Annotated in this window: 21 protein-coding genes; 19 read left to right on the top strand and 2 right to left on the bottom strand. The window is 59.6% G+C overall.

What is annotated here, in order from left to right; genetic code table 11:
• Nucleotides 1-96 precede the first annotated feature (96 nt).
• The 19 genes from BM131_RS20225 (at nt 97) to BM131_RS06560 (ending at nt 17,647) form a co-directional block, all read left to right on the top strand.
• The gene (locus tag BM131_RS20225) at nt 97-909 is read left to right on the top strand and encodes an NADH-quinone oxidoreductase subunit E (protein WP_175499209.1); all 813 of its coding nucleotides are present in this window, start codon (nt 97-99) and stop codon (nt 907-909) included.
• A gap of 3 nt (nt 910-912) precedes the next feature.
• Nucleotides 913-1,128: a DUF5337 domain-containing protein gene (locus tag BM131_RS06480; RefSeq protein WP_090187299.1), complete on the top strand. Its 216-nt coding sequence runs from the start codon at nt 913-915 to the stop codon at nt 1,126-1,128.
• 57 nt (nt 1,129-1,185) lie between these two features.
• Entirely contained in the window at nt 1,186-2,469 is a 1,284-nt protein-coding gene (gene nuoF, locus BM131_RS06485) for an NADH-quinone oxidoreductase subunit NuoF (protein ID WP_090187301.1), read from the top strand.
• A gap of 246 nt (nt 2,470-2,715) precedes the next feature.
• Complete coding sequence (locus tag BM131_RS20655) at nt 2,716-2,838, top strand: hypothetical protein (RefSeq protein ID WP_281245313.1); 123 nt, start codon at nt 2,716-2,718, stop codon at nt 2,836-2,838.
• A gap of 162 nt (nt 2,839-3,000) precedes the next feature.
• Nucleotides 3,001-3,399, top strand: a complete 399-nt coding sequence (locus tag BM131_RS06490; RefSeq protein ID WP_090187304.1) for a DUF5333 domain-containing protein — start codon at nt 3,001-3,003, stop codon at nt 3,397-3,399.
• 126 nt (nt 3,400-3,525) lie between these two features.
• The gene (nuoG, locus tag BM131_RS06495; protein ID WP_090187307.1) at nt 3,526-5,535 is read left to right on the top strand and encodes an NADH-quinone oxidoreductase subunit NuoG; all 2,010 of its coding nucleotides are present in this window, start codon (nt 3,526-3,528) and stop codon (nt 5,533-5,535) included.
• Nucleotides 5,536-5,537: 2 nt separating this feature from the next.
• Entirely contained in the window at nt 5,538-5,915 is a 378-nt protein-coding gene (locus tag BM131_RS06500) for a hypothetical protein (RefSeq protein ID WP_090187309.1), read from the top strand.
• A gap of 23 nt (nt 5,916-5,938) precedes the next feature.
• Entirely contained in the window at nt 5,939-6,976 is a 1,038-nt protein-coding gene (gene nuoH / locus BM131_RS06505; protein ID WP_090187312.1) for an NADH-quinone oxidoreductase subunit NuoH, read from the top strand.
• Nucleotides 6,977-6,978: 2 nt separating this feature from the next.
• Nucleotides 6,979-7,467: an NADH-quinone oxidoreductase subunit NuoI gene (nuoI, locus tag BM131_RS06510; RefSeq protein ID WP_090187315.1), complete on the top strand. Its 489-nt coding sequence runs from the start codon at nt 6,979-6,981 to the stop codon at nt 7,465-7,467.
• Nucleotides 7,464-7,853: a carboxymuconolactone decarboxylase family protein gene (locus BM131_RS06515; protein ID WP_090187318.1), complete on the top strand. Its 390-nt coding sequence runs from the start codon at nt 7,464-7,466 to the stop codon at nt 7,851-7,853. The genes nuoI and BM131_RS06515 overlap by 4 nt, the downstream gene beginning before the upstream one ends.
• The gene (locus BM131_RS06520; RefSeq protein WP_090187320.1) at nt 7,850-8,251 is read left to right on the top strand and encodes a carboxymuconolactone decarboxylase family protein; all 402 of its coding nucleotides are present in this window, start codon (nt 7,850-7,852) and stop codon (nt 8,249-8,251) included. Before BM131_RS06515 ends, BM131_RS06520 begins: the two co-directional genes overlap by 4 nt.
• Entirely contained in the window at nt 8,248-8,853 is a 606-nt protein-coding gene (locus tag BM131_RS06525) for an NADH-quinone oxidoreductase subunit J (protein ID WP_090187323.1), read from the top strand. The genes BM131_RS06520 and BM131_RS06525 overlap by 4 nt, the downstream gene beginning before the upstream one ends.
• 147 nt (nt 8,854-9,000) lie before the next feature.
• Entirely contained in the window at nt 9,001-9,306 is a 306-nt protein-coding gene (nuoK, locus tag BM131_RS06530; RefSeq protein ID WP_090187326.1) for an NADH-quinone oxidoreductase subunit NuoK, read from the top strand.
• A gap of 4 nt (nt 9,307-9,310) precedes the next feature.
• Nucleotides 9,311-11,443: an NADH-quinone oxidoreductase subunit L gene (gene nuoL / locus BM131_RS06535; RefSeq protein ID WP_090187328.1), complete on the top strand. Its 2,133-nt coding sequence runs from the start codon at nt 9,311-9,313 to the stop codon at nt 11,441-11,443.
• Nucleotides 11,443-12,984 carry an NADH-quinone oxidoreductase subunit M gene (locus tag BM131_RS06540; protein ID WP_090187331.1) on the top strand — a complete coding sequence of 514 codons (1,542 nt, stop codon included), beginning with the start codon at nt 11,443-11,445 and terminating at the stop codon, nt 12,982-12,984. The genes nuoL and BM131_RS06540 overlap by 1 nt, the downstream gene beginning before the upstream one ends.
• A gap of 12 nt (nt 12,985-12,996) precedes the next feature.
• A complete protein-coding gene (gene nuoN, locus BM131_RS06545; protein WP_090187334.1) occupies nt 12,997-14,433 on the top strand; it encodes an NADH-quinone oxidoreductase subunit NuoN in 1,437 nt (478 codons plus the stop codon).
• Entirely contained in the window at nt 14,423-15,184 is a 762-nt protein-coding gene (locus BM131_RS06550) for a biotin--[acetyl-CoA-carboxylase] ligase (RefSeq protein WP_090187744.1), read from the top strand. Before nuoN ends, BM131_RS06550 begins: the two co-directional genes overlap by 11 nt.
• A 13-nt stretch (nt 15,185-15,197) precedes the next feature.
• Nucleotides 15,198-15,971: a type III pantothenate kinase gene (locus BM131_RS06555; protein ID WP_090187335.1), complete on the top strand. Its 774-nt coding sequence runs from the start codon at nt 15,198-15,200 to the stop codon at nt 15,969-15,971.
• On the top strand, nt 15,968-17,647 hold the full coding sequence (locus BM131_RS06560) for a ribonuclease J (protein WP_090187338.1): 1,680 nt from the start codon (nt 15,968-15,970) through the stop codon (nt 17,645-17,647). The genes BM131_RS06555 and BM131_RS06560 overlap by 4 nt, the downstream gene beginning before the upstream one ends.
• Here the strand turns inward: BM131_RS06560 and BM131_RS20230 are convergent.
• A complete protein-coding gene (locus BM131_RS20230) occupies nt 17,631-17,786 on the bottom strand; it encodes a hypothetical protein (protein WP_175499211.1) in 156 nt (51 codons plus the stop codon). The two genes, BM131_RS06560 and BM131_RS20230, sit on opposite strands and share 17 nt — an antisense overlap.
• 66 nt (nt 17,787-17,852) lie before the next feature.
• Entirely contained in the window at nt 17,853-19,586 is a 1,734-nt protein-coding gene (locus BM131_RS06565; protein ID WP_090187340.1) for a DEAD/DEAH box helicase, read from the bottom strand.
• Between the last annotated feature and the right edge of the window lie 147 nt (nt 19,587-19,733).

Genomic DNA, 19,733 nt, shown 5'->3' on the forward strand with positions numbered 1-19,733 from the left:
GGCTAACATTCCCCTTGGGGGGCTGTCCGTGCCACGTGCAGGCTGTCCGAAATTAAACTGACGTCGGTCCTGCCAGACCGCCGCACGGAGGGACAGATGAACAACACCGTTACACGCGAAAAGCGCATCCTAAAAATTGCCGCGATCACGGGACTTGTGGTCGCGGCCTTATGCTATCTGCTGCTGCGGTTCGGATTTCCCGGGGCTGTGATGACGGGGCTGATCATCGGCCTGATCGTCGCGGTAATCCTTTGGCTGATGGGGCGAAGCGATGATGCGGTTGTGACGCAGGATCCAGCCCCTGTTGCTGCGCCTGTTGCCAGTCCTGTTGCAGCGAGCCCTGTCGCGACTGATCCTGTTGCTGCCCCAGTCGTTGATGCGGGGCAGGGCGACGGCGTCGAAACGGCGGCCCCTGCTGCGGACACCGGGTCCGTTTTGAAACCTTCAGCCCGCCTTGCTGGGCAAGACGAACTGGCCAGCCGTAAGGGCAGCTGGAGATATGAAGGTGCCTCTGCCGTAGACGCTATGCCGGACGCCGATGCGGCCCCGGTGGCCCACCCGGGTGCGGAAGGCGCGTCAGAGGCGCAGGCTTTGCCCGACGCAGAAGCGACAGCGGGTCCGTCGATCAAGCCTGAGATGTTGACTGCCCCGCGCGATGGCGGCGGCGATAATCTGAAAGAAATCAAAGGTGTCGGCCCGAAACTGGAAACCTTGCTGCACGAGATGGGCGTTTACCATTTCGACCAGATTGCAAGCTGGTCCGAAACCGAGGTCGCTTGGATGGATCAGAACCTGAAAGGGTTCAAAGGCCGCGTCAGCCGCGATACATGGATCGCGCAGGCGCAGGTTCTTGCGGCCGGCGGCGAGACTGAGTTTTCTTCTAAGGTTGGAAAAGGCGGCGTTTACTAAATTATGACGCATAGACATGATGATAACACGGCACGGCAGGGGCGCATCGCCGCTGTCGTGATCGCGTTGGCCGGGGTGCTGGCGATGCTGGCCCCTTGGATTGTGGCGCAGACTGGAATTGCGCCGAAGTATGAAATTTTGATGTATCTGGTGTCGATGGCTGCGTTCATTTGGTCACTGGCTGTCACGCTGAAAATCTGGCAGAAGACCCGTAATTGATTTGTGCCGCGCCGCTTTGCGCCGCTGTTACAGCCCCAGCTTTCAAGGGATGATCCAATGCTGAAAGACCAGGACCGCATCTTTACCAACCTGTATGGGATGCACGACCGTTCGCTGAAAGGCGCACAAGCGCGTGGCCATTGGGACGGAACCAAGGACATTCTTGGCAAGGGCGCTGGCTGGATCGTGGACGAGATGAAAGCCTCTGGCCTGCGTGGCCGGGGCGGTGCGGGTTTCCCGACCGGTCTGAAATGGTCGTTCATGCCAAAGGAATCGGATGGTCGTCCGTCCTATCTGGTTGTGAACGCTGACGAATCAGAGCCGGGCACCTGCAAAGACCGCGAAATCATGCGCCACGATCCGCATACGCTGATCGAAGGTTGCCTGATTGCCAGCTTCGCGATGCAAGCGCATGCCTGCTACATCTACATTCGCGGCGAATATATTCGCGAAAAAGAAGCGCTGCAGAACGCGATTGATGAAGCTTATGACGCGGGTTTAGTGGGCAAAAATGCCTGCGGCTCTGGCTGGGATTTTGACATCTATGTCGCCCACGGTGCGGGCGCTTATATTTGCGGCGAAGAAACTGCGCTGCTGGAAAGCCTTGAGGGCAAAAAGGGTATGCCGCGGATGAAACCGCCATTCCCTGCGGGCGCAGGTCTGTATGGCTGCCCGACGACGGTGAACAACGTCGAATCAATTGCGGTTGTGCCGACGATTCTGCGCCGTGGCGGCGCTTGGTTCGCGGGTATGGGCCGGCCGAACAACGCGGGCACCAAGCTGTTTGCGATTTCCGGCCACGTCAACAACCCCTGCGTTGTCGAAGAAGAGATGTCGATCCCGTTCAAAGAGCTGATCGACAAGCATTGCGGCGGTATCCGCGGCGGCTGGAAGAACCTGAAGGCTGTGATTCCCGGCGGATCGTCCGTGCCCTGCCTGACGGCAGAGCAGATGGAAGACGCGATCATGGATTTCGACTGGCTGCGCGAACAGCGGTCGGGTCTGGGGACGGCGGCGGTCATCGTGATGGACCAGTCGACCGACATGATCAAAGCGATCTGGCGTCTGTCCAAGTTTTATAAGCACGAATCCTGCGGCCAGTGCACGCCATGCCGTGAAGGTACGGGCTGGATGATGCGCGTGATGGAACGTCTGGTGCAGGGCAATGCCTCGGTCGATGAAATCGACATGCTGCTGGACGTGACCAAACAGGTCGAAGGCCACACAATTTGCGCCCTTGGCGACGCGGCGGCTTGGCCGATTCAAGGTCTGATCCGCAACTTCCGCGGAGAGATCGAAGACCGCATCCGCCACAAGCGCGGACCGATCGCCGCGGAATAAGCGACATTCTTGCAAACGCCGGCCTTTGGGCCGGCGTTTTGCGTTGCGGCGTAAAGCCGCCCAAGTGCCGCCCGGGGCGTGCTTTTTGCATGACAGGGCGTGATAAATCTATCGCGCGCCGGCTCGACTAAACCGCTGCCGCATCTATCGTGATCCGCGATGGTCGCTTTGACCGTTTGCGCCTTTGGCTTATCCCGTCCGCTGGATGTCGCATCGCATATAATCGGGTTATTGAGGATGCATCTAATGAAATACGCTTTGATCGCGACCGTCTTGCTTGCTGCTGCCTGTGCCAAACAGCCAGAGCCGATGTCCCCTGTCACATTCACACCGCCAGCAGAGCCGGTGTTTGACTCGAGCATGAAGTAAGCCCATCCGGGCCTGCGTTCGGTGCCGCGCACGTTGCACCGGACGCATGAAAACAAGGGGTTTGTCACCCACAATCATCCGGGCGATATTGCATAACACGCCCGCTGGCCCAATGTAGAACGTCAACGGGACATCACGTTCCCGCCCTACAGGAGCAGAGACATGCGCAATTTTCTGATGAGTGCCGCCGTTTTGGCGATGGGTTTGACGGCTGCGGGCAGCGCGCAGGCCGCCCTTAAGGACGAGGCTGAAATCCGCAACGGTTTGCTGGTGGTCGGCATGGCCTATGAGATCAGCGAAAAATGCGGCAGCATTGATGCGCGGACCCTGCGCGGCATCACAACCTTGCTGAACCTGAAATCCCGCGCGCGCGAGCTGGGCTATTCCAACAGCGAAATCGACGCCTATGTCGACAACAAGCCCGAGAAGAAGCGCCTAGAGGGTATTGCCCGTGCGCAGCTGGTCCAACTGGGTGTGACCCCCGGCGTGGAAGAGACGTATTGCACCGTCGGACGCGACCAGATGGGCAAGAATACAGGCGTTGGCCGCTTGCTTCACTAAGACGCGGGCAAGCAGCGGCGAAAAAAGCGTCGCTGCGTCTGGCATACGCGTTCGCAACGGGTTAGAACGCCATCCAAACACCCGGCTTCTTGTGGCCGGGCTTGGGTCCGGAAGCCGGAGGCGTTCATGTCCGATCTGCGCAAAATCAACATTGATGGTCAAGTGATCGAGGTTGAAGGGGCGATGACGCTCATTCAAGCCTGCGAAATCGCGGGAATCGAAATCCCGCGTTTCTGCTATCACGAACGTCTGTCCATCGCTGGCAACTGCCGCATGTGTCTGGTCGAAGTCGTCGGCGGCCCGCCGAAACCGACCGCATCCTGCGCCATGCAGGTCCGCGACCTGCGCCCCGGCAAAGACGGCGAGCCACCTGTGGTGAAGACCAATTCGCCGATGGTGAAGAAAGCCCGCGAGGGCGTGATGGAATTCCTGCTCATCAACCACCCGCTGGATTGCCCGATTTGCGATCAGGGCGGTGAATGTGACCTGCAGGATCAGGCGATGGCTTATGGCGTCGACTTTTCCCGCTTTCGCGAGCCAAAGCGCGCGACCGAGGATTTGAACCTTGGACCGCTGGTCGAAACCCACATGACGCGCTGCATTTCCTGCACGCGCTGCGTCCGCTTCACGACCGAGGTCGCAGGTATCCACCAGATGGGCCAGACAGGCCGCGGCGAAGATGCAGAGATCACGTCCTATTTGGGCGAAACGCTGGCGTCCAACATGCAGGGCAACATCATTGACCTGTGCCCAGTGGGCGCGCTGGTGTCGAAGCCTTATTCCTTTACCGCCCGTCCGTGGGAGCTGTCGAAGACCGAATCTGTCGACGTGATGGACGCGCTGGGATCGAACATTCGCGTGGACACCAAAGGCCGTGACGTGATGCGCATTTTGCCGCGCAACCATGACGGAGTGAACGAAGAGTGGATCAACGACAAATCCCGCTTTGTGTTTGACGGTCTGCGCAAGCAGCGTCTGGATACCCCTTACATCCGCGAAAACGGCAAGCTGCGTAAAGCCGACTGGCCAGAGGCGCTGGCCGCTGTTGCTGCTGCGATGACGGGCAAAAAGGTGGCCGGTCTGGTCGGCGATCTGGCCCCCGTTGAGGCAGCATTTGCGCTGAAGCAATTGGTTGAAGGTCTGGGCGGCAACGTCGAATGCCGCACCGATAACGCCCAGCTGCCTGCGGGCAACCGCGCAGCTTATGTCGGCACGGCGACGATTGCGGACATTGATACCGCGCAGAACATCGTTCTGATCGGCACCAACCCCCGCGTTGAAGCCCCTGTGCTGAACAGCCGCCTGCGCCGCGCGTGGTCGCGGGGCGGTGACGTGACGCGCTTTGGCACGCCAGTCGATCTGACCTATGACGTCATCGAAGGCGGCACAGGCCGCGACGCGCTGACCGACTTTGCAAAGCAGGACCACGCTGGCAAAGGCACGCTTGTGATCGTGGGGCAGGGCGCATTGACCGGCTCTGACGGCGAGGCTGTTTTGGGCCATGCCGCACAGATCGCCGCAAGCGCTGGCGGCAAAGTTCTGGTGCTGCACACTGCCGCTGGCCGTGTTGGCGCGATGGATGTGGGCGCTGTGACCGATGGCGGCATCACTGCGGCGATCGACGGTGCAGAGGTGATCTATAACCTTGGCGCAGACGAAGTCGAAATCGCTGCCGGTGCCTTTGTGATCTACCAAGGCAGCCACGGCGATCGCGGGGCGCACCGCGCTGATGTGATCCTGCCGGCTGCGGCCTACACCGAAGAAAACGGTCTGTTCGTGAATACCGAAGGGCGCCCGCAGCTTGCGATGCGCGCCAGCTTCCCTCCGGGGCAGGCTAAGGAAAACTGGGCGATTCTGCGGGCTTTGTCCGCAGAGCTGGGCGCTGTCCTGCCGTTTGATTCGCTGGCCGCGCTGCGCCGGACCTTGATTGCGGCGCACCCGCATCTGGGCCAGATCGACGTGGTCGCTGCGAACGAAGGCGCTGCGCTGGACGCGGGTACGCTGGGCAGCGGTGATTTCGGCTATGCGGTCAAGGACTTCTATCTGTCCAACCCGATCGCACGGGCCTCTAGCCTGATGGCAGAGCTGAGCGCGAACGCCAAACTGCGCGGCGCGGAAAAGATCGCGGCCGAGTGAACATGATGCGGCCCGCCGTTGTTGCGGCCTTGCTGCTGGCGGGCTGCGTGCCACCGCAGGCCGCGCCAGGTGGGCCGACGTATTTGGGTGTCCGGACCAGCTTGCTGGACGGGGATCTTGTGAACTTTAACGTGGCCCTGACAGGGGCCGCGACACCGGATGCGGTGGAAAAATATGCGCAATGTGCTGCGGCGCAATATGCGTTAATCCGAGGTTACAGTTTTGCGCGTTTGGTGCGCACGAACGTCACCGAAGAGGGTGGCACTTGGGGCGCGGATGCTGTTTACACCATCTCGTCGGACCTGCCGCGCGGATTGGCGACGATTGACGCGGTAGTAACGGTTGCAGATTGCGGAACGTCGGGCATACCGACGGTCTGAAGGACGAAGGGTCAGAGGGAATTATGGTCAACTTCTTCACCACGACGAACACGGGCATCGTCCTGTTGATCTTGGGGCAGTGTTTGCTGCTGCTGATCCCGCTTTTGCTGGCGCTGGCCATGCTGATGTATGCGGACCGTAAGGTCTGGGCTGCTGTGCAGATGCGTCGCGGCCCGAACGTGGTGGGCCCTTGGGGCGTGCTGCAGTCTTTTGCCGACTTTCTAAAGTATATCGTCAAGGAAATCGTCGTGCCTGCGGGCGCTGACAAGGCGGTCTATTTCATTGCGCCGCTGCTGTCCTTTGTTTTGCCAGTCATTGCCTGGTCGGTGATTCCCTTCAACACCGGTTGGGTGCTGTCGGATATCAACGTCGCGATCCTGTTCGTCTTTGCCGTGTCTTCGCTGGAAGTCTACGGCGTGATCATGGGCGGTTGGGCGTCGAATTCTAAGTATCCGTTCCTTGGATCCCTTCGGTCTGCCGCGCAGATGATTTCTTATGAAGTCTCGCTTGGCCTGATCATCATCGGTATCATCATCTCGACCGGGTCGATGAACTTTGGCGACATCGTCGAGGCGCAGCGCGGCGCTGGTTTGCTGTCGTGGTACTGGGTCGCCCACTTCCCGATGCTGTTCTTGTTCTTCATCTCGGCGCTGGCTGAAACCAACCGTCCGCCGTTCGACCTGCCAGAGGCCGAATCGGAACTGGTCGCTGGTTATCAGGTTGAATATTCGTCCACGCCCTTCCTGCTGTTCATGATCGGCGAGCTGATGGCCGTCGTGCTGATGTGCGCGCTGGTGTCGCTTCTGTTCTTGGGCGGCTGGCTGTCCCCGATCCCCGGTCTGCCTGACAGCATCCTGTGGATGATCCTTAAGATGATGGCCTGCTTCTTTATGTTCGCCATGGTGAAGGCCATCACCCCGCGCTACCGCTACGACCAACTGATGCGGATCGGCTGGAAAGTCTTCTTGCCGCTCTCGCTGATCTGGGTCGTGCTGATCGCATTCCTTGCAAAATTTGAAGTAATGGGTGGCTTCTGGGCCCGTTACACTTGGGGAGTCTAACGATGGACTACGCACGCTCTGCGAAATACTTCCTGCTGTCGGACTTCTGGAAAGGCTTTGGGCTGGGGATGAAGTACTTCTTTGCCCCCAAAGCCACGCTGAACTATCCGCATGAAAAAGGCCCGCTGTCCCCGCGTTTTCGCGGCGAGCACGCCCTGCGCCGTTATGCCAATGGCGAAGAGCGTTGCATCGCTTGTAAGCTGTGCGAGGCCGTTTGCCCCGCGCAGGCGATCACCATCGACGCGGCCCCGCGCACGGATGACGGATCGCGCCGCACGACGCGCTATGACATCGACATGACAAAGTGCATCTACTGCGGTTTCTGCCAAGAAGCCTGCCCTGTGGACGCCATTGTCGAAGGCCCGAATTTTGAGTTCAGCACCGAGACACGTGAAGAGCTTTACTACGATAAAGAAAAGCTGCTGGCGAATGGCGACCGTTGGGAAGCCGAAATCGCGCGCAACCTCGAAATGGATGCGCCCTACAGATGAGCCTTGATGAAGCCACATATGAACGCGGCAAGGCACTGTCTGAGGCAGTGAACCCGGGCATGGAAGACGCGCTTGCAGCGCGTTACGATGCTTTGGTGCCTGGCTTGTCGCGCATGGTGGTCGAGGTGCCTTACGGTACATTCTACAGCCGCGGCGTTGTGGAAGAGAAAACCCGTCTGCTGGCGACGATTGCGGCCCTTACTGCGATGGGGGGGCAGACCAAGCCCCAGCTTAAGGTCAACATCGCCAGCGCCCGCGCTGTTGGTGCGAGCCGCGCAGAGGTCTGTGAGATTATCTATCAGATGACGCTTTACGGCGGCTTTCCTGCGATGATTAACGCGCTGAATGCCGCGATTGAGGTTTTTGAAGCGGAGGATGCGGCGTGAGCGATGCAAAGAACCCTTTTGAGGCCATGATGACCATGGGGCAGGACTGGGTGAAACAGCTCAATCCTGCGATGGAATCTTTTACGCCCAAAGGGTTCGAGACGCTTTGGCCGACGATGCCCAAAGAAATGATGGAAACCTTCTTTGGCAAGGGGTTGAACCCGGACGGTCTAGACGCCAAGACGCGGCTGTTGATGACCCTGATGGGCCTGACGATCATGGGCGCACAAGCCGAGGCGCAGTTGCGCATGACGGTGCGCCATCTGGTCGAGGCCGGGGCCACTGAAAAAGAAGTCGCCGAGACGATTGCGATGGCGGCCATGTTTGGCGGCGTGCCGTCGATGACCAAGGCGATGGAAATCGCCAACGACGTGATGAAAAAGGATGCCGAGGCATGACCCCTTTCGTTTTCACCTTTTACCTGTTCGCGATCACAACGATCATGGGCGGCCTGATGACGGTGCTGTCGCGCAACCCGGTGCATTCGGTGTTGTGGCTGATCTTGGCCTTCCTGTCTTCGGCAGGTCTGTTCGTGATCCTTGGCGCTGAATTTGTCGCCATGCTGCTGATCATCGTCTACGTCGGCGCGGTTGCGGTCTTGTTCCTGTTTGTCGTCATGATGCTGGACGTCGACTTTGCCGAGTTGAAGGCAGAGATGTCGAAATACTTGCCGCTGGGTTTGCTGATCGGCGTCGTCGTTCTGATGCAGCTGGCCATCGCCGTCGGCGCATGGAGCTTTTCGGACGGGATTGATGCGCGCCTCGCTGCGCCGGTGCCGGACACCTACAATACAACCGGCCTTGGTCTGTTGATCTATGATCGCTACATCATTTTGTTCCAACTGTCGGGTCTGATCCTGCTGGTGGCGATGATCGGCGCGATCGTTCTGACCCTGCGCCACCGCGTGGACATCAAGCGCCAGAACGTCATGGCGCAGATGCACCGCGACCCCAAGCTGGCGATGGAACTCAAAGACGTGAAACCGGGGCAGGGCCTGTAAGGCGCTCTCTTTGACCGAAGGATATAGCTGATGTCGAATACCACCATTGCTGCGCTGATCGTTGTGCTGATCCTTGTCTTCGGCGGCGGCTACACCTTTTTCGGCTAAGACCATAAAACGAAGGGCGAACGCCCAGAGGGACACGACATGATCGGACTAGAGCATTATCTTGTGGTGGCGGCGGCGCTGTTCGTCATTGGCATCTTTGGCCTGTTTCTGAACCGCAAGAACGTCATCATCCTGCTGATGAGCATCGAATTGATGCTGCTGGCGGTGAACATCAACTTCGTCGCCTTTTCCAGTTTCCTTGGGGATCTGGTGGGGCAGGTGTTCACGCTGTTCGTGCTGACCGTCGCCGCCGCAGAGGCCGCGATTGGTCTGGCGATCCTTGTCTGTTTCTTCCGTAACCGCGGAACCATCGACGTTGAAGACGTCAACGTGATGAAGGGCTGAACCCATGGAAACGATTATCCTATTTGCACCGCTGGTCGGGGCCCTGATCTGCGGCTTTACGTGGCGGATCATTGGCGAAAAGCCGGCGCAGTGGGTGGCCACTGGTCTGCTGTTCTTGGCCGCGTTCCTGTCTTGGATCGTGTTTCTGGGCTTTGATGGCGTCACGCGCGACATCACGGTGCTGCGCTGGATCGAATCCGGCTCGCTTGCGACCGACTGGGCGATCCGTCTGGACCGTTTGACCGCGACGATGCTGATCGTGATCACGACGGTCTCCGCGCTCGTGCACCTGTATTCCTTTGGCTACATGGCGCATGACGACAACTTCAAAGACGGCACGCCTTATCGCGCGCGCTTCTTTGCGTATCTGTCGTTCTTTACCTTCGCCATGTTGATGCTGGTCACCGCCGACAACCTGATCCAGATGTTCTTTGGCTGGGAAGGCGTGGGCGTTGCGTCCTACCTTTTGATTGGCTTCTACTACCGCAAGCCGTCCGCCAACGCCGCAGCGATCAAGGCGTTTGTCGTCAACCGTGTGGGTGACTTCGGCTTTGCCCTTGGTATCTTTGGCCTGTTCTTCCTGACGGACTCGGTCAAGTTCGCTGACATCTTTCCGCAAGTGGCCGATATCGCGCAGACCCAGATCCATTTCTTGTGGACTGAATGGAATGCCGCGAACCTGATTGGCGTGCTGCTGTTCATTGGTGCGATGGGTAAATCCGCCCAGCTGTTCCTGCACACGTGGCTGCCCGACGCGATGGAAGGCCCGACACCTGTGTCCGCGCTGATCCACGCCGCGACCATGGTCACCGCCGGTGTGTTCCTTGTTTGCCGCATGTCGCCGCTGTTCGAATACGCGCCAGAGGCGAAGCAGATGATTGTTTTCGTCGGTGCCTCGACCGCGTTCTTTGCTGCGACCGTGGGCTTGGTGCAGAACGACATCAAGCGCGTCATCGCATATTCCACCTGTTCGCAGCTGGGCTACATGTTCGTGGCCGCTGGTGTGGGCGTTTATTCCGTCGCGATGTTCCACCTGCTGACGCATGCTTTCTTTAAGGCGATGCTGTTCCTTGGCGCGGGTTCTGTGATCCATGGGATGCACCACGAACAAGACATGCGGAACTATGGCGGATTGCGCAAAAAGCTGCCCTATACCTTCTGGGCGATGATGATCGGTACGCTGGCCATCACCGGCGTCGGCATCCCGCTGACCCACTTTGGTTTCGCTGGCTTCCTGTCCAAGGACGCGGTTATCGAATCCGCTTGGGCTGGCGGCACGGGCTATAGCTTTTGGATGCTGGTCATCGCGGCGATGTTCACCAGTTTCTATAGCTGGCGCCTGATGTTCATGACCTTCTTCGGCAAGGCGCGCGGCGATCACCATACACATGATCACGCCCACGAATCCCCGATGGTCATGCTGATCCCTCTGGGTGTCCTAAGCCTTGGCGCAATCTTTGGCGGCATGGTCTGGTACAACAGCTTTTTCGGCGATCACCACAAAGTCGAACAGTTCTTTGGCATGACCACGGCAGAGGCACATGCGACCGAAGGCGGCGAAGAGGCTGCCGCAGAGGGTGACCACGCTGTTGCCGGGGCCGGGGCCGAGCACGCTGCCCAGTCCGAAGCTGCGGTTGAAGGCGAAGCTGATCACGGCGACGTTGCTGCGAACACTTACACGCCGGGGCAGGGTGCCATCTATATGGCCGCCGACAATCACGTCATTGATGACGCGCACCACGCGCCTGTCTTGGTCAAGCTGTCGCCGTTCATCGCCATGCTAATCGGTTTTGTCACCGCGTACATGTTCTACGTCCGCCGTCCGGATCTGCCGGGCAAGCTGGCAGCGAACCAGTCGCATCTGTATCAGTTCCTGCTGAACAAATGGTACTTTGACGAAATCTACGGCTTCCTTTTCGTGCGGCCTGCGCTGGCGATTGGTCGCTTCCTGTGGAAGCGCGGCGACGAAGGCACGATTGACGGCGGGATCAACGGTCTGGCCCTTGGTATCGTTCCGTTCCTGACCCGCACCGCTGGGCGGATGCAGTCCGGCTACTTGTTCACCTACGCCTTTGCCATGGTGGCGGGCATCGCGGCCCTGCTGACCTGGGTCACTCTGACCGGAGGGGCCAACTAATGGGCAACCTGCTTTCACTCACCACGTTTATTCCGCTGATCGGCGCTGCCATTCTGGCGCTGTTCCTGCGGGGCAATGACGCGGCGGCACAGCGCAATGCCAAGTGGGTGGCGATGTTTGCCACGTCCGCGACGTTCCTGATTTCGCTGTTCATTCTGTTCCAGTTCGATCCTGCCGATACCGGCTTTCAGATGGTCGAGGAGCATTCGTGGCTTCTGGGTCTGAACTATAAAATGGGCGTCGACGGCATTTCCGTGCTGTTCGTGATGCTGACCACGTTCCTGATGCCGCTGGTGATCGCGTCCTGCTGGGGCGTGGAAAGCCGCGTTAAGGAATACATGATCGCGTTCCTGCTGCTGGAAACGCTGATGCTGGGCGTCTTTATGGCGCTGGACATGATCCTGTTCTATCTGTTTTTCGAGGCAGGCCTGATCCCGATGTTCCTGATCATCGGCATCTGGGGCGGGGCGAACCGCATTTACGCGTCGTTCAAGTTCTTCCTTTATACCTTCCTTGGATCGGTCCTGATGCTGGTGGCCATGGTCGCCATGATCAACATCGCGGGCACCTCTGACATCCCGACGCTGATGACGACGGTTTTCCCGTCGGACGCCTTTACCGTGCTGGGGATCAACATTGTTGGCGGCGCGCAGACGCTGATGTTCCTTGCCTTCTTTGCCAGCTTTGCGGTGAAGATGCCGATGTGGCCCGTGCACACGTGGTTGCCTGACGCCCACGTGCAGGCCCCGACTGCGGGTTCTGTCGTGCTGGCCGCGATCCTGCTGAAAATGGGCGGCTACGGCTTCTTGCGCTTTTCGCTGCCGATGTTCCCCATCGGGTCCGAAGTCATCGGCCCGCTGGTGCTGTGGCTGTCGGCGATTGCGATCGTCTACACCTCTCTTGTTGCGTTGGTGCAGCAGGACATGAAAAAGCTGATCGCCTATTCGTCCGTTGCACACATGGGTTACGTGACCATGGGTATTTTTACGGTGAACCAGCAGGGCATTGATGGCGCGATTTTCCAGATGATCAGCCACGGCTTTATCTCTGGCGCGCTGTTCCTTTGCGTTGGCGTGATTTACGACCGGATGCACACCCGCGACATCGACGCTTATGGCGGTCTGGTGAACCGGATGCCCGCCTATGCGCTGATCTTCATGTTCTTCACCATGGCCAACGTCGGCCTGCCGGGCACATCTGGCTTCGTGGGTGAATTCTTGGTCCTGATGGGCATCTTCCAGGTGAACACCTGGGTCGCCGTGATCGCCACCTCTGGCGTGATCCTGTCGGCGTCGTACGGTCTGTGGCTGTATCGCCGCGTCGTCATGGGTGATTTGATCAAGGAAAGCCTGAAGTCGATCACCGATATGACAACCCGCGAGCGGGCGATCTTTGCCCCGCTGGTGGTGATGACCTTGTTGCTGGGCGTCTATCCTAGCCTTGTTACCGATATCATCGGGCCGTCGGTTGGCGCGCTGATCGATCAATACGACACGGCGACCGCGGCGTTTACCGCAGCCACTCAAGTCGCTTTGCACTAAGGAAACGGACCCATGATTTCTGCCGATATCCAGATTGTCCTGCCGGAAATCGCACTGGCGGTCTATGCGATCACCGCCTTGCTGGCGGCCGTTTACACCGTCAAAGACGGGGCGGCGTCGTTGCTGGTCTGGCTGACCTCTGGCATCTTTGTGCTGGTGGCCGCTTGGCTGATGACGAACGGTGCCGATGCGCAGACAGCCTTTGACGGCATGTTTGTCGCCGACAGCTTTTCGCGCTTTGCCAAGGTCACGATCCTGCTGTCCGCCGCCGCCGTCTTGGTGATGAGCGAGCAATACATGGTCGCGCGTAACCTGTTGCGGTTCGAATATCCGCTGCTGGTGGTCTTTGCCGTCGTCGGCATGATGGTCATGGTGAGCGCTGGTGATCTGATGTCGCTTTACATGGGCCTAGAGCTGCAGTCGCTGTCGCTTTATGTCGTCGCGTCCTTGCGCCGTGACAGTGTCAAATCGACAGAAGCTGGCCTGAAGTATTTCGTTCTGGGCGCGTTGTCCTCTGGTCTGCTGCTTTACGGTGCCTCGCTGACCTATGGCTTCACTGGCACGACTTTGTTCTCTGGCATCATGGCCGGCGTGCAGGATCAGCCGTCGCTGGGTCTGCTGTTCGGCCTCGTGTTCCTGATCTCGGGTCTTGCGTTCAAGGTTAGCGCCGCGCCGTTCCACATGTGGACGCCGGACGTTTACGAAGGCTCGCCAACGCCGATCACTGCGTTCTTTGCAACGGCCCCCAAGGTCGCGGCGATGGCGCTGTTCGCCCGCCTGATGTTTGATGCCTTCGGCGGTATTACTGGCGACTGGCAGCAGATCATTGCCTTCTTGTCCGTGATCTCGATGTTCCTTGGATCGATCGCGGCGATTGGCCAGCGCGATATCAAGCGTCTGATGGCTTACTCGTCCATCGCGCACATGGGCTATGCTTTGATGGGTCTGGCGGCTGGCACTGCGCTGGGTGTGCAAGCGATGCTGATCTACATGGCGATCTATGTGACCATGAACATCGGCACCTTTGCCTTTATCCTTGGCATGCAGCGCGATGGTCGTCCGGTGACGGATATCCAAAGCCTGAAAATGTACGCCAAAGACCAGCCCACCCGGGCACTGGCCATGCTGGTGCTGATGTTCAGCCTTGCTGGTGTGCCGCCGATGGTCGGCTTCTTTGGTAAGCTGTATGTGCTGCGTGCCGCCTATGACGCGGGCCTTGCATGGTTGGCGGTGGCCGGTGTGGTCGCATCCGTGATCGGCGCGTATTACTACCTGCGCATCGTCTACTACATGTACTTCGGCGAAGAGACCGAAAAGCTGGACGCCCCGTCGCAGCCCATCCTTGGCGCGTTCCTGATCGCTTCTGCGCTGATCATGGTCGTCGGCGTGGTCAACCTGTTCGGCGTAGAGCCGATTGCGGCTGCTGCCGCTGCGGCCCTTGTCAACTGATCCAACACAGCACGCCCTCTGGCCAGAGGGCGTGCTGTGCCACCACCTGACGCAGGTGGATAGCACCATGGCAGAGGCGGTGCGCATTGCGCCAACCCTGCAAGCGCCAACTTGGGTGATCGCTGATATCCAGACCGGCGCACGCGGTCGCCGGGGCCGCGCATGGCAAAGCCCGCCGGGCAACTTTGCCGCCACCCTGATTTATCGCCCCAACTGCACCCCGCAACAGGCCAGCCTGCGATCCTTTATGGCCGCCGTGGCCCTGTTCGAGGCGCTGGCGATGTATATTGACCGCACCAAGCTCAGCCTGAAATGGCCCAATGACGTCCTGCTGAACGGCGGCAAGATCGCTGGCATTCTGCTGGAAACCAGCGGGCAGGGGCCTTACGTCGATTGGCTGTCTGTTGGCATCGGCGTTAACCTTGCTGCTGTGCCCGACGACGTCCGCGACGCGGCCTTTGCGCCTGTGTCCCTGCGCGGCGAAGGCGGGCCAGAGGTCACGCCGGGTGATTTCCTTGTGCGTCTTGCCAATGACTACGCCACGCAAGAGGCGAAGCTGTGGGAATTCGACTTTGACATTATCCGCAGTGACTGGCTCCGCCATGCGGCCCGTCTGGGCGAGGTGATTACCGCCCGCACCAGCCGTGAAGAGATCACCGGCACATTTGACACCATCGACACCGACGGCAATCTGATCTTAACCACCCCCGAGGGGCGCAAGGTCATTCCTGCCGCCGACATCTATTTCTAAAGGGGCGCTGCCCATGCTTCTGGCCATCGACTGCGGCAATACGAATACGGTGTTTTCCATCTGGGACGGCACCCGCTTTTTGGCGACCTGGCGGACCAAGACGGACTGGCAGCGCACGGCTGACCAGTATTTCGTCTGGCTGACGTCCCTGATGCAGATGCAAAAGGTTGATGTGACCATCAACGAAGTCATCGTCAGTGCGACAGTGCCGCGCGTGGTGTTCAACTTGCGTGTTCTGGCCGACCGCTATTTCAACTGCCGCCCCATTGTCGTGGGCAAGCCTGAATGCAAACTGCCCACGCAGCCGCGCGTCGATCCCGGCACCGCCGTTGGTCCGGACCGGCTGGTGAACACCGCTGGTGCCTTTGATCGCCACGGCGGCAACCTGATCGTGGTGGATTTCGGCACGGCAACAACGCTGGATGTGGTTGACGATGACGGCGCCTATGTCGGCGGCGTGATTGCCCCCGGCGTCATGGTCAGCCTAGAGGCATTTCACATGGCCGCCGCTGCGCTGCCGCACGTCGATGTGACCAAGCCAGAGCGCGTGATTGGCACGAATACCGTCGCCTGCATGCAGTCTGGTGCGTTCTGGGGTTACATTGGCCTCGTGAAAGAGATAACCGCACGGATCAAAGCCGAACGCGGCAGACAGATGACCGTCATCGGAACTGGTGGACTGGCCTCTCTGTTTGCACAAGGCGACCAATTATTTGACCGGGTCGAGGATGACCTGACGATGCACGGGCTGACCGTGATTCATCAATACAACAAGGACCTTACATGAGTGCTGCAAAAGCAAACGACCGACTGATCTATATGGCGCTTGGCGGCGCCGGTGAAATCGGCATGAACTGCTACGTCTACGGCTATGGCCCCAAAGGCAAAGAGCGTCTGATCGTCATCGATCTGGGCGTCACCTTTCCCGACATGGATGGCACGCCCGGCGTTGACCTGATTTTCCCCGATATCACCTGGCTGAAAGAACGCCGGGCGCAGATCGAGGGTATTTTCATCACCCACGCCCACGAAGACCACGTCGGCGCGGTTGGCCTGCTGTGGGAACAGCTGGGCGCGCCGATCTATGCGCGTAAATTCACCGCGAACATCGCGCGGCGCAAGCTGCAGGAAAAGGGCCACCCCGACAACGTCGTCACCGTGGTTGAACCTTATCCTGCCGTGATCGACTGCGGCCCGTTCAAGGTGTCCTACGTCCCGATCAGCCACTCGATCCCCGAAAGCGCGGGTCTGGTGATCGACTCGGCCGCTGGCCGCATCGTGCACACGGGCGACTTTAAGGTCGACATGACCCCCGTGGTCGGCGACCCGTTCAACACCGCCCTATGGGAAGAGATTGCCAAGGACGGCGTCAAGGCGCTGGTCTGCGACAGCACGAACATCTTCTCTCCGCACGCGGGCCGTTCGGAAATGTCCATCGGTCCAGCGATCACGGAACTGATGCGCAATGCCACCGGCATGGTCGCGGCGACGACCTTTGCGTCAAACATCGCGCGCCTAAAGACACTGGCTGACGCCGCTGTGGCCGCTGGCCGCACGGTCTGCCTGCTGGGCCGGTCGATGAACCGCATGGTCGAAGCGGCCAAGGAAACCGGTCTGCTGACCAACTTCCCCGCCACGATCGGGCCAGAGGATGCGGTCAACGTGCCGCGCAATCAGCTGATGTTGCTGGTCACCGGCTCTCAGGGTGAACGCCGCGCTGCGTCTGCCCAGCTGTCGCAAGGCAGCTATCTGGGGCTGAAGCTGAAAGAAGGCGACACCTTCCTGTTCTCGTCCAAGACGATTCCGGGTAACGAAAAGGGTGTGATCCGCATCATGAACCAGCTGAGCGAGCTGGGCGTTGATATCGTCGACGACGATGGCGGCAAGTATCACGTCTCTGGCCACGCGAACCGCCCTGATCTGGAAACCATGCACCAGATCATCAAGCCGCAGTTCCTGATCCCGATGCACGGCGAGCACCGTCACCTGCGTGAACACGTGAAGGTCGCGGGTCAGTTCGGCCTGCCCGGTATCGTGGCCGTCAACGGTATGATGATCGACCTGTCGGGCAACCAGCCCACCGTTGCTGAATACGTCGAAACCGGTCGCACCTATCTGGACGGCTCGGTTCAGATTGGCGCGATGGACGGCGTTGTACGTGACCGGATCCGGATGGCCTTGAATGGCCTTGCCGTGGTCACGGTGATCATCGACGAAAACGATGAACCGCTGGGCGATCCTTGGGTCGAACTGTCGGGTCTGACGGAAACAGGACGCTCCGACTCTGCCCTTGCAGAAATCATGGAGGCCGATCTGGCGCAATTCATTGGCCGCGCAGACGCCAAGACGATCCGCGATGATGTGAAGCTTGAAAAAGAGCTGAAGAACGTCGCGCGCCGCTCTGCCCAAGGTGAGATTGGCAAAAAGCCCGAAGTCATCGTTGTGATCAGCCGTCTGGGCTGATCACCGCATCAGGCAAAGCAAAAGGGCGCTGGATCAGATTGATCCAGCGCCCTTTTTCATGTCCGAACAGACCGTCGCTGTCCTTCATTCTTTCGGTTGATAATATATCGGGTGGCTGTTTGGTGCGCCAATGGTTCATGAACCAGCCAGCGATGGGCAGCGCCCCGACGGATCGACCGGGCAAAACCCAGTCGATCCATTTTGCTTAACCGTTGCTACGCTCTTGAAAGCTTTTCGCAATGAATTCAGGTGTGTCGTCACCCATACCAATCACATTGTCAGCGCGCCCGCCACGGTCGCGGTTGCCGCGGTCGTTACCATTGCGATTGTTGTCATGCCGTTCGTTCCGGTCGTTTCCGTTCCGGTCCGATGCATTGCGATCTTGCGGCCCGCGATCTTGGGGGCCACGGTTGCGGCCGCCACGGCGATTGGCTTGCGCCGCGTCAGGCGCTTGCGCAGGTTCTTGGTCTGCAACAACGACCGGCGTTGGCGTTGCAACAGCTTCTGCGACAACTTCTGGCGCTGCGGGCACTGGGTTTACAGCCTCTGGCGCAGTGTCCCGGCGCGTGCGGCTGCGCCGTGTGCGGCGTTCGGGGCGCGGTGCGTCGGTTGCTTCTGCCGCAGGTGCGGCTTCGGCTTGCGGTGCAGCCTCGGTCGTTTGATCTGCAACCGCTTCTACCGGGGCAGTGGCTGCTTTGCGTGGACCGCGTGTGCGCGAGCGGCGCGGCTTTTCCTCGCGCGGGGCATCAACGTCGTCAATCGGGGACGTCGTCGTCGGCGGTGTCACATCGCCCATCAGGTTTTCAAGCCGCGGGATCGGGGCTTGTACCAGACGTTCGACGTCAGCCAGGTTCTTTTCATCGCGCGGCGCGCAAATCATGATCGCAACGCCGGACCGACCAGCACGGCCGGTGCGGCCAATCCGGTGGACGTAATCCTCGGCGTGGCTGGGCACGTCGAAGTTAAAAACGTGTGTCACGGCAGGAATATCAAGCCCGCGTGCGGCGACGTCGGACGCCACCAGAAAGCGGATCGACCCATCGCGAAAGCCGTCCAGCGTACGTGTGCGGTGCGACTGGTCCAGATCGCCGTGGATCGGCTCGGCGTTCATACCATGCTTTTTCAGCGACTTAGCGACCACGTCCACGTCGGACTTGCGGTTGCAAAAGATGATCGCGTTGGAACAAGCGTCGCCTTCGGCGGCGATCAGGCGGCGCAGCAGCTCGCGCTTTTCCGCATCGGCCTTGGTCTTGTTGGAGCCTTGAAAGAGTACCACACCTTGCTTGATATTCGCACCAGTCGAGGCCGCACGTGCGACTTCGATCTTGGCAGGATTGGACAAGAAGGTATTGGTAATACGCTCGATCTCCGGTGCCATCGTGGCCGAGAAGAACAGCGTCTGACGCGTGAAGGGCGTCATTTGGAAGATACGTTCAATATCCGGGATGAAACCCATGTCCAGCATGCGGTCAGCTTCGTCGACGACCATGATTTTCACGTCGGACAGAATCAGTTTGCCACGCTCGAAATGGTCGATCAGGCGGCCGGGCGTCGCGATCAGCACATCGACGCCTTTGTCGATCAGCTGGTCTTGCTCTTTGAACGAGGTGCCGCCGATCAGCAGCGCCTTCGTCAGCTTGGTGTATTTGGCATAGGCGTCAAAGTTTTCCGCAACCTGCGCCGCCAATTCCCGTGTTGGGGCCAGCACCAGCGACCGGGGCATCCGCGCCCGGGCACGTCCGCGGCCCAGCATGTGGATCATCGGCAGGGTGAAGCTGGCGGTTTTGCCGGTGCCCGTCTGGGCGATCCCAAGCACATCGCGCCCTTCAAGGGCGGGGGGAATCGCGCCAGCCTGAATCGGCGTCGGCGTCTCGTAGCCCGTATCGGCAATTGCCTTGAGCACTTTGGGATCGAGGTTAAGGTCAGAAAACTTGGTCATGTAGCCCTTTCAGAAATGCGGCTTATCCGGCCGCAGAACTGCGCGGCCCGCCCGACCGGATTGTCGGGGCGTTCGACAGGCATCGCGTTACGCCAATAATGCCCAATCGTCAAGGTTTAGGCGGAACAGCACCGTCTTTGAGGGCGT

The organism is Loktanella salsilacus (assembly GCF_900114485.1).
In the GTDB taxonomy this organism is placed as follows: domain Bacteria; phylum Pseudomonadota; class Alphaproteobacteria; order Rhodobacterales; family Rhodobacteraceae; genus Loktanella; species Loktanella salsilacus.

Bases quoted from the DNA above. Each gene is read 5' to 3' on its own strand.
- nuoI (WP_090187315.1), top strand. From the start codon at position 6,979: ATGGACTACGCACGCTCTGCGAAATACTTCCTGCTGTCGGACTTCTGG.
- BM131_RS06500 (WP_090187309.1), top strand. From the start codon at position 5,538: ATGATGCGGCCCGCCGTTGTTGCGGCCTTGCTGCTGGCGGGCTGCGTG.
- BM131_RS06555 (WP_090187335.1), top strand. From the start codon at position 15,198: ATGCTTCTGGCCATCGACTGCGGCAATACGAATACGGTGTTTTCCATC.
- BM131_RS20225 (WP_175499209.1), top strand. From the start codon at position 97: ATGAACAACACCGTTACACGCGAAAAGCGCATCCTAAAAATTGCCGCG.
- BM131_RS06515 (WP_090187318.1), top strand. From the start codon at position 7,464: ATGAGCCTTGATGAAGCCACATATGAACGCGGCAAGGCACTGTCTGAG.
- BM131_RS06540 (WP_090187331.1), top strand. From the start codon at position 11,443: ATGGGCAACCTGCTTTCACTCACCACGTTTATTCCGCTGATCGGCGCT.
- BM131_RS06560 (WP_090187338.1), top strand. From the start codon at position 15,968: ATGAGTGCTGCAAAAGCAAACGACCGACTGATCTATATGGCGCTTGGC.
- BM131_RS06525 (WP_090187323.1), top strand. From the start codon at position 8,248: ATGACCCCTTTCGTTTTCACCTTTTACCTGTTCGCGATCACAACGATC.
- BM131_RS20655 (WP_281245313.1), top strand. From the start codon at position 2,716: ATGAAATACGCTTTGATCGCGACCGTCTTGCTTGCTGCTGCCTGTGCC.
- BM131_RS06490 (WP_090187304.1), top strand. From the start codon at position 3,001: ATGCGCAATTTTCTGATGAGTGCCGCCGTTTTGGCGATGGGTTTGACG.
- nuoH (WP_090187312.1), top strand. From the start codon at position 5,939: ATGGTCAACTTCTTCACCACGACGAACACGGGCATCGTCCTGTTGATC.
- nuoL (WP_090187328.1), top strand. From the start codon at position 9,311: ATGGAAACGATTATCCTATTTGCACCGCTGGTCGGGGCCCTGATCTGC.
- nuoK (WP_090187326.1), top strand. From the start codon at position 9,001: ATGATCGGACTAGAGCATTATCTTGTGGTGGCGGCGGCGCTGTTCGTC.
- nuoG (WP_090187307.1), top strand. From the start codon at position 3,526: ATGTCCGATCTGCGCAAAATCAACATTGATGGTCAAGTGATCGAGGTT.
- BM131_RS06480 (WP_090187299.1), top strand. From the start codon at position 913: ATGACGCATAGACATGATGATAACACGGCACGGCAGGGGCGCATCGCC.
- BM131_RS06565 (WP_090187340.1), bottom strand. From the start codon at position 19,586: ATGACCAAGTTTTCTGACCTTAACCTCGATCCCAAAGTGCTCAAGGCA.
- nuoF (WP_090187301.1), top strand. From the start codon at position 1,186: ATGCTGAAAGACCAGGACCGCATCTTTACCAACCTGTATGGGATGCAC.
- nuoN (WP_090187334.1), top strand. From the start codon at position 12,997: ATGATTTCTGCCGATATCCAGATTGTCCTGCCGGAAATCGCACTGGCG.
- BM131_RS20230 (WP_175499211.1), bottom strand. From the start codon at position 17,786: ATGAACCATTGGCGCACCAAACAGCCACCCGATATATTATCAACCGAA.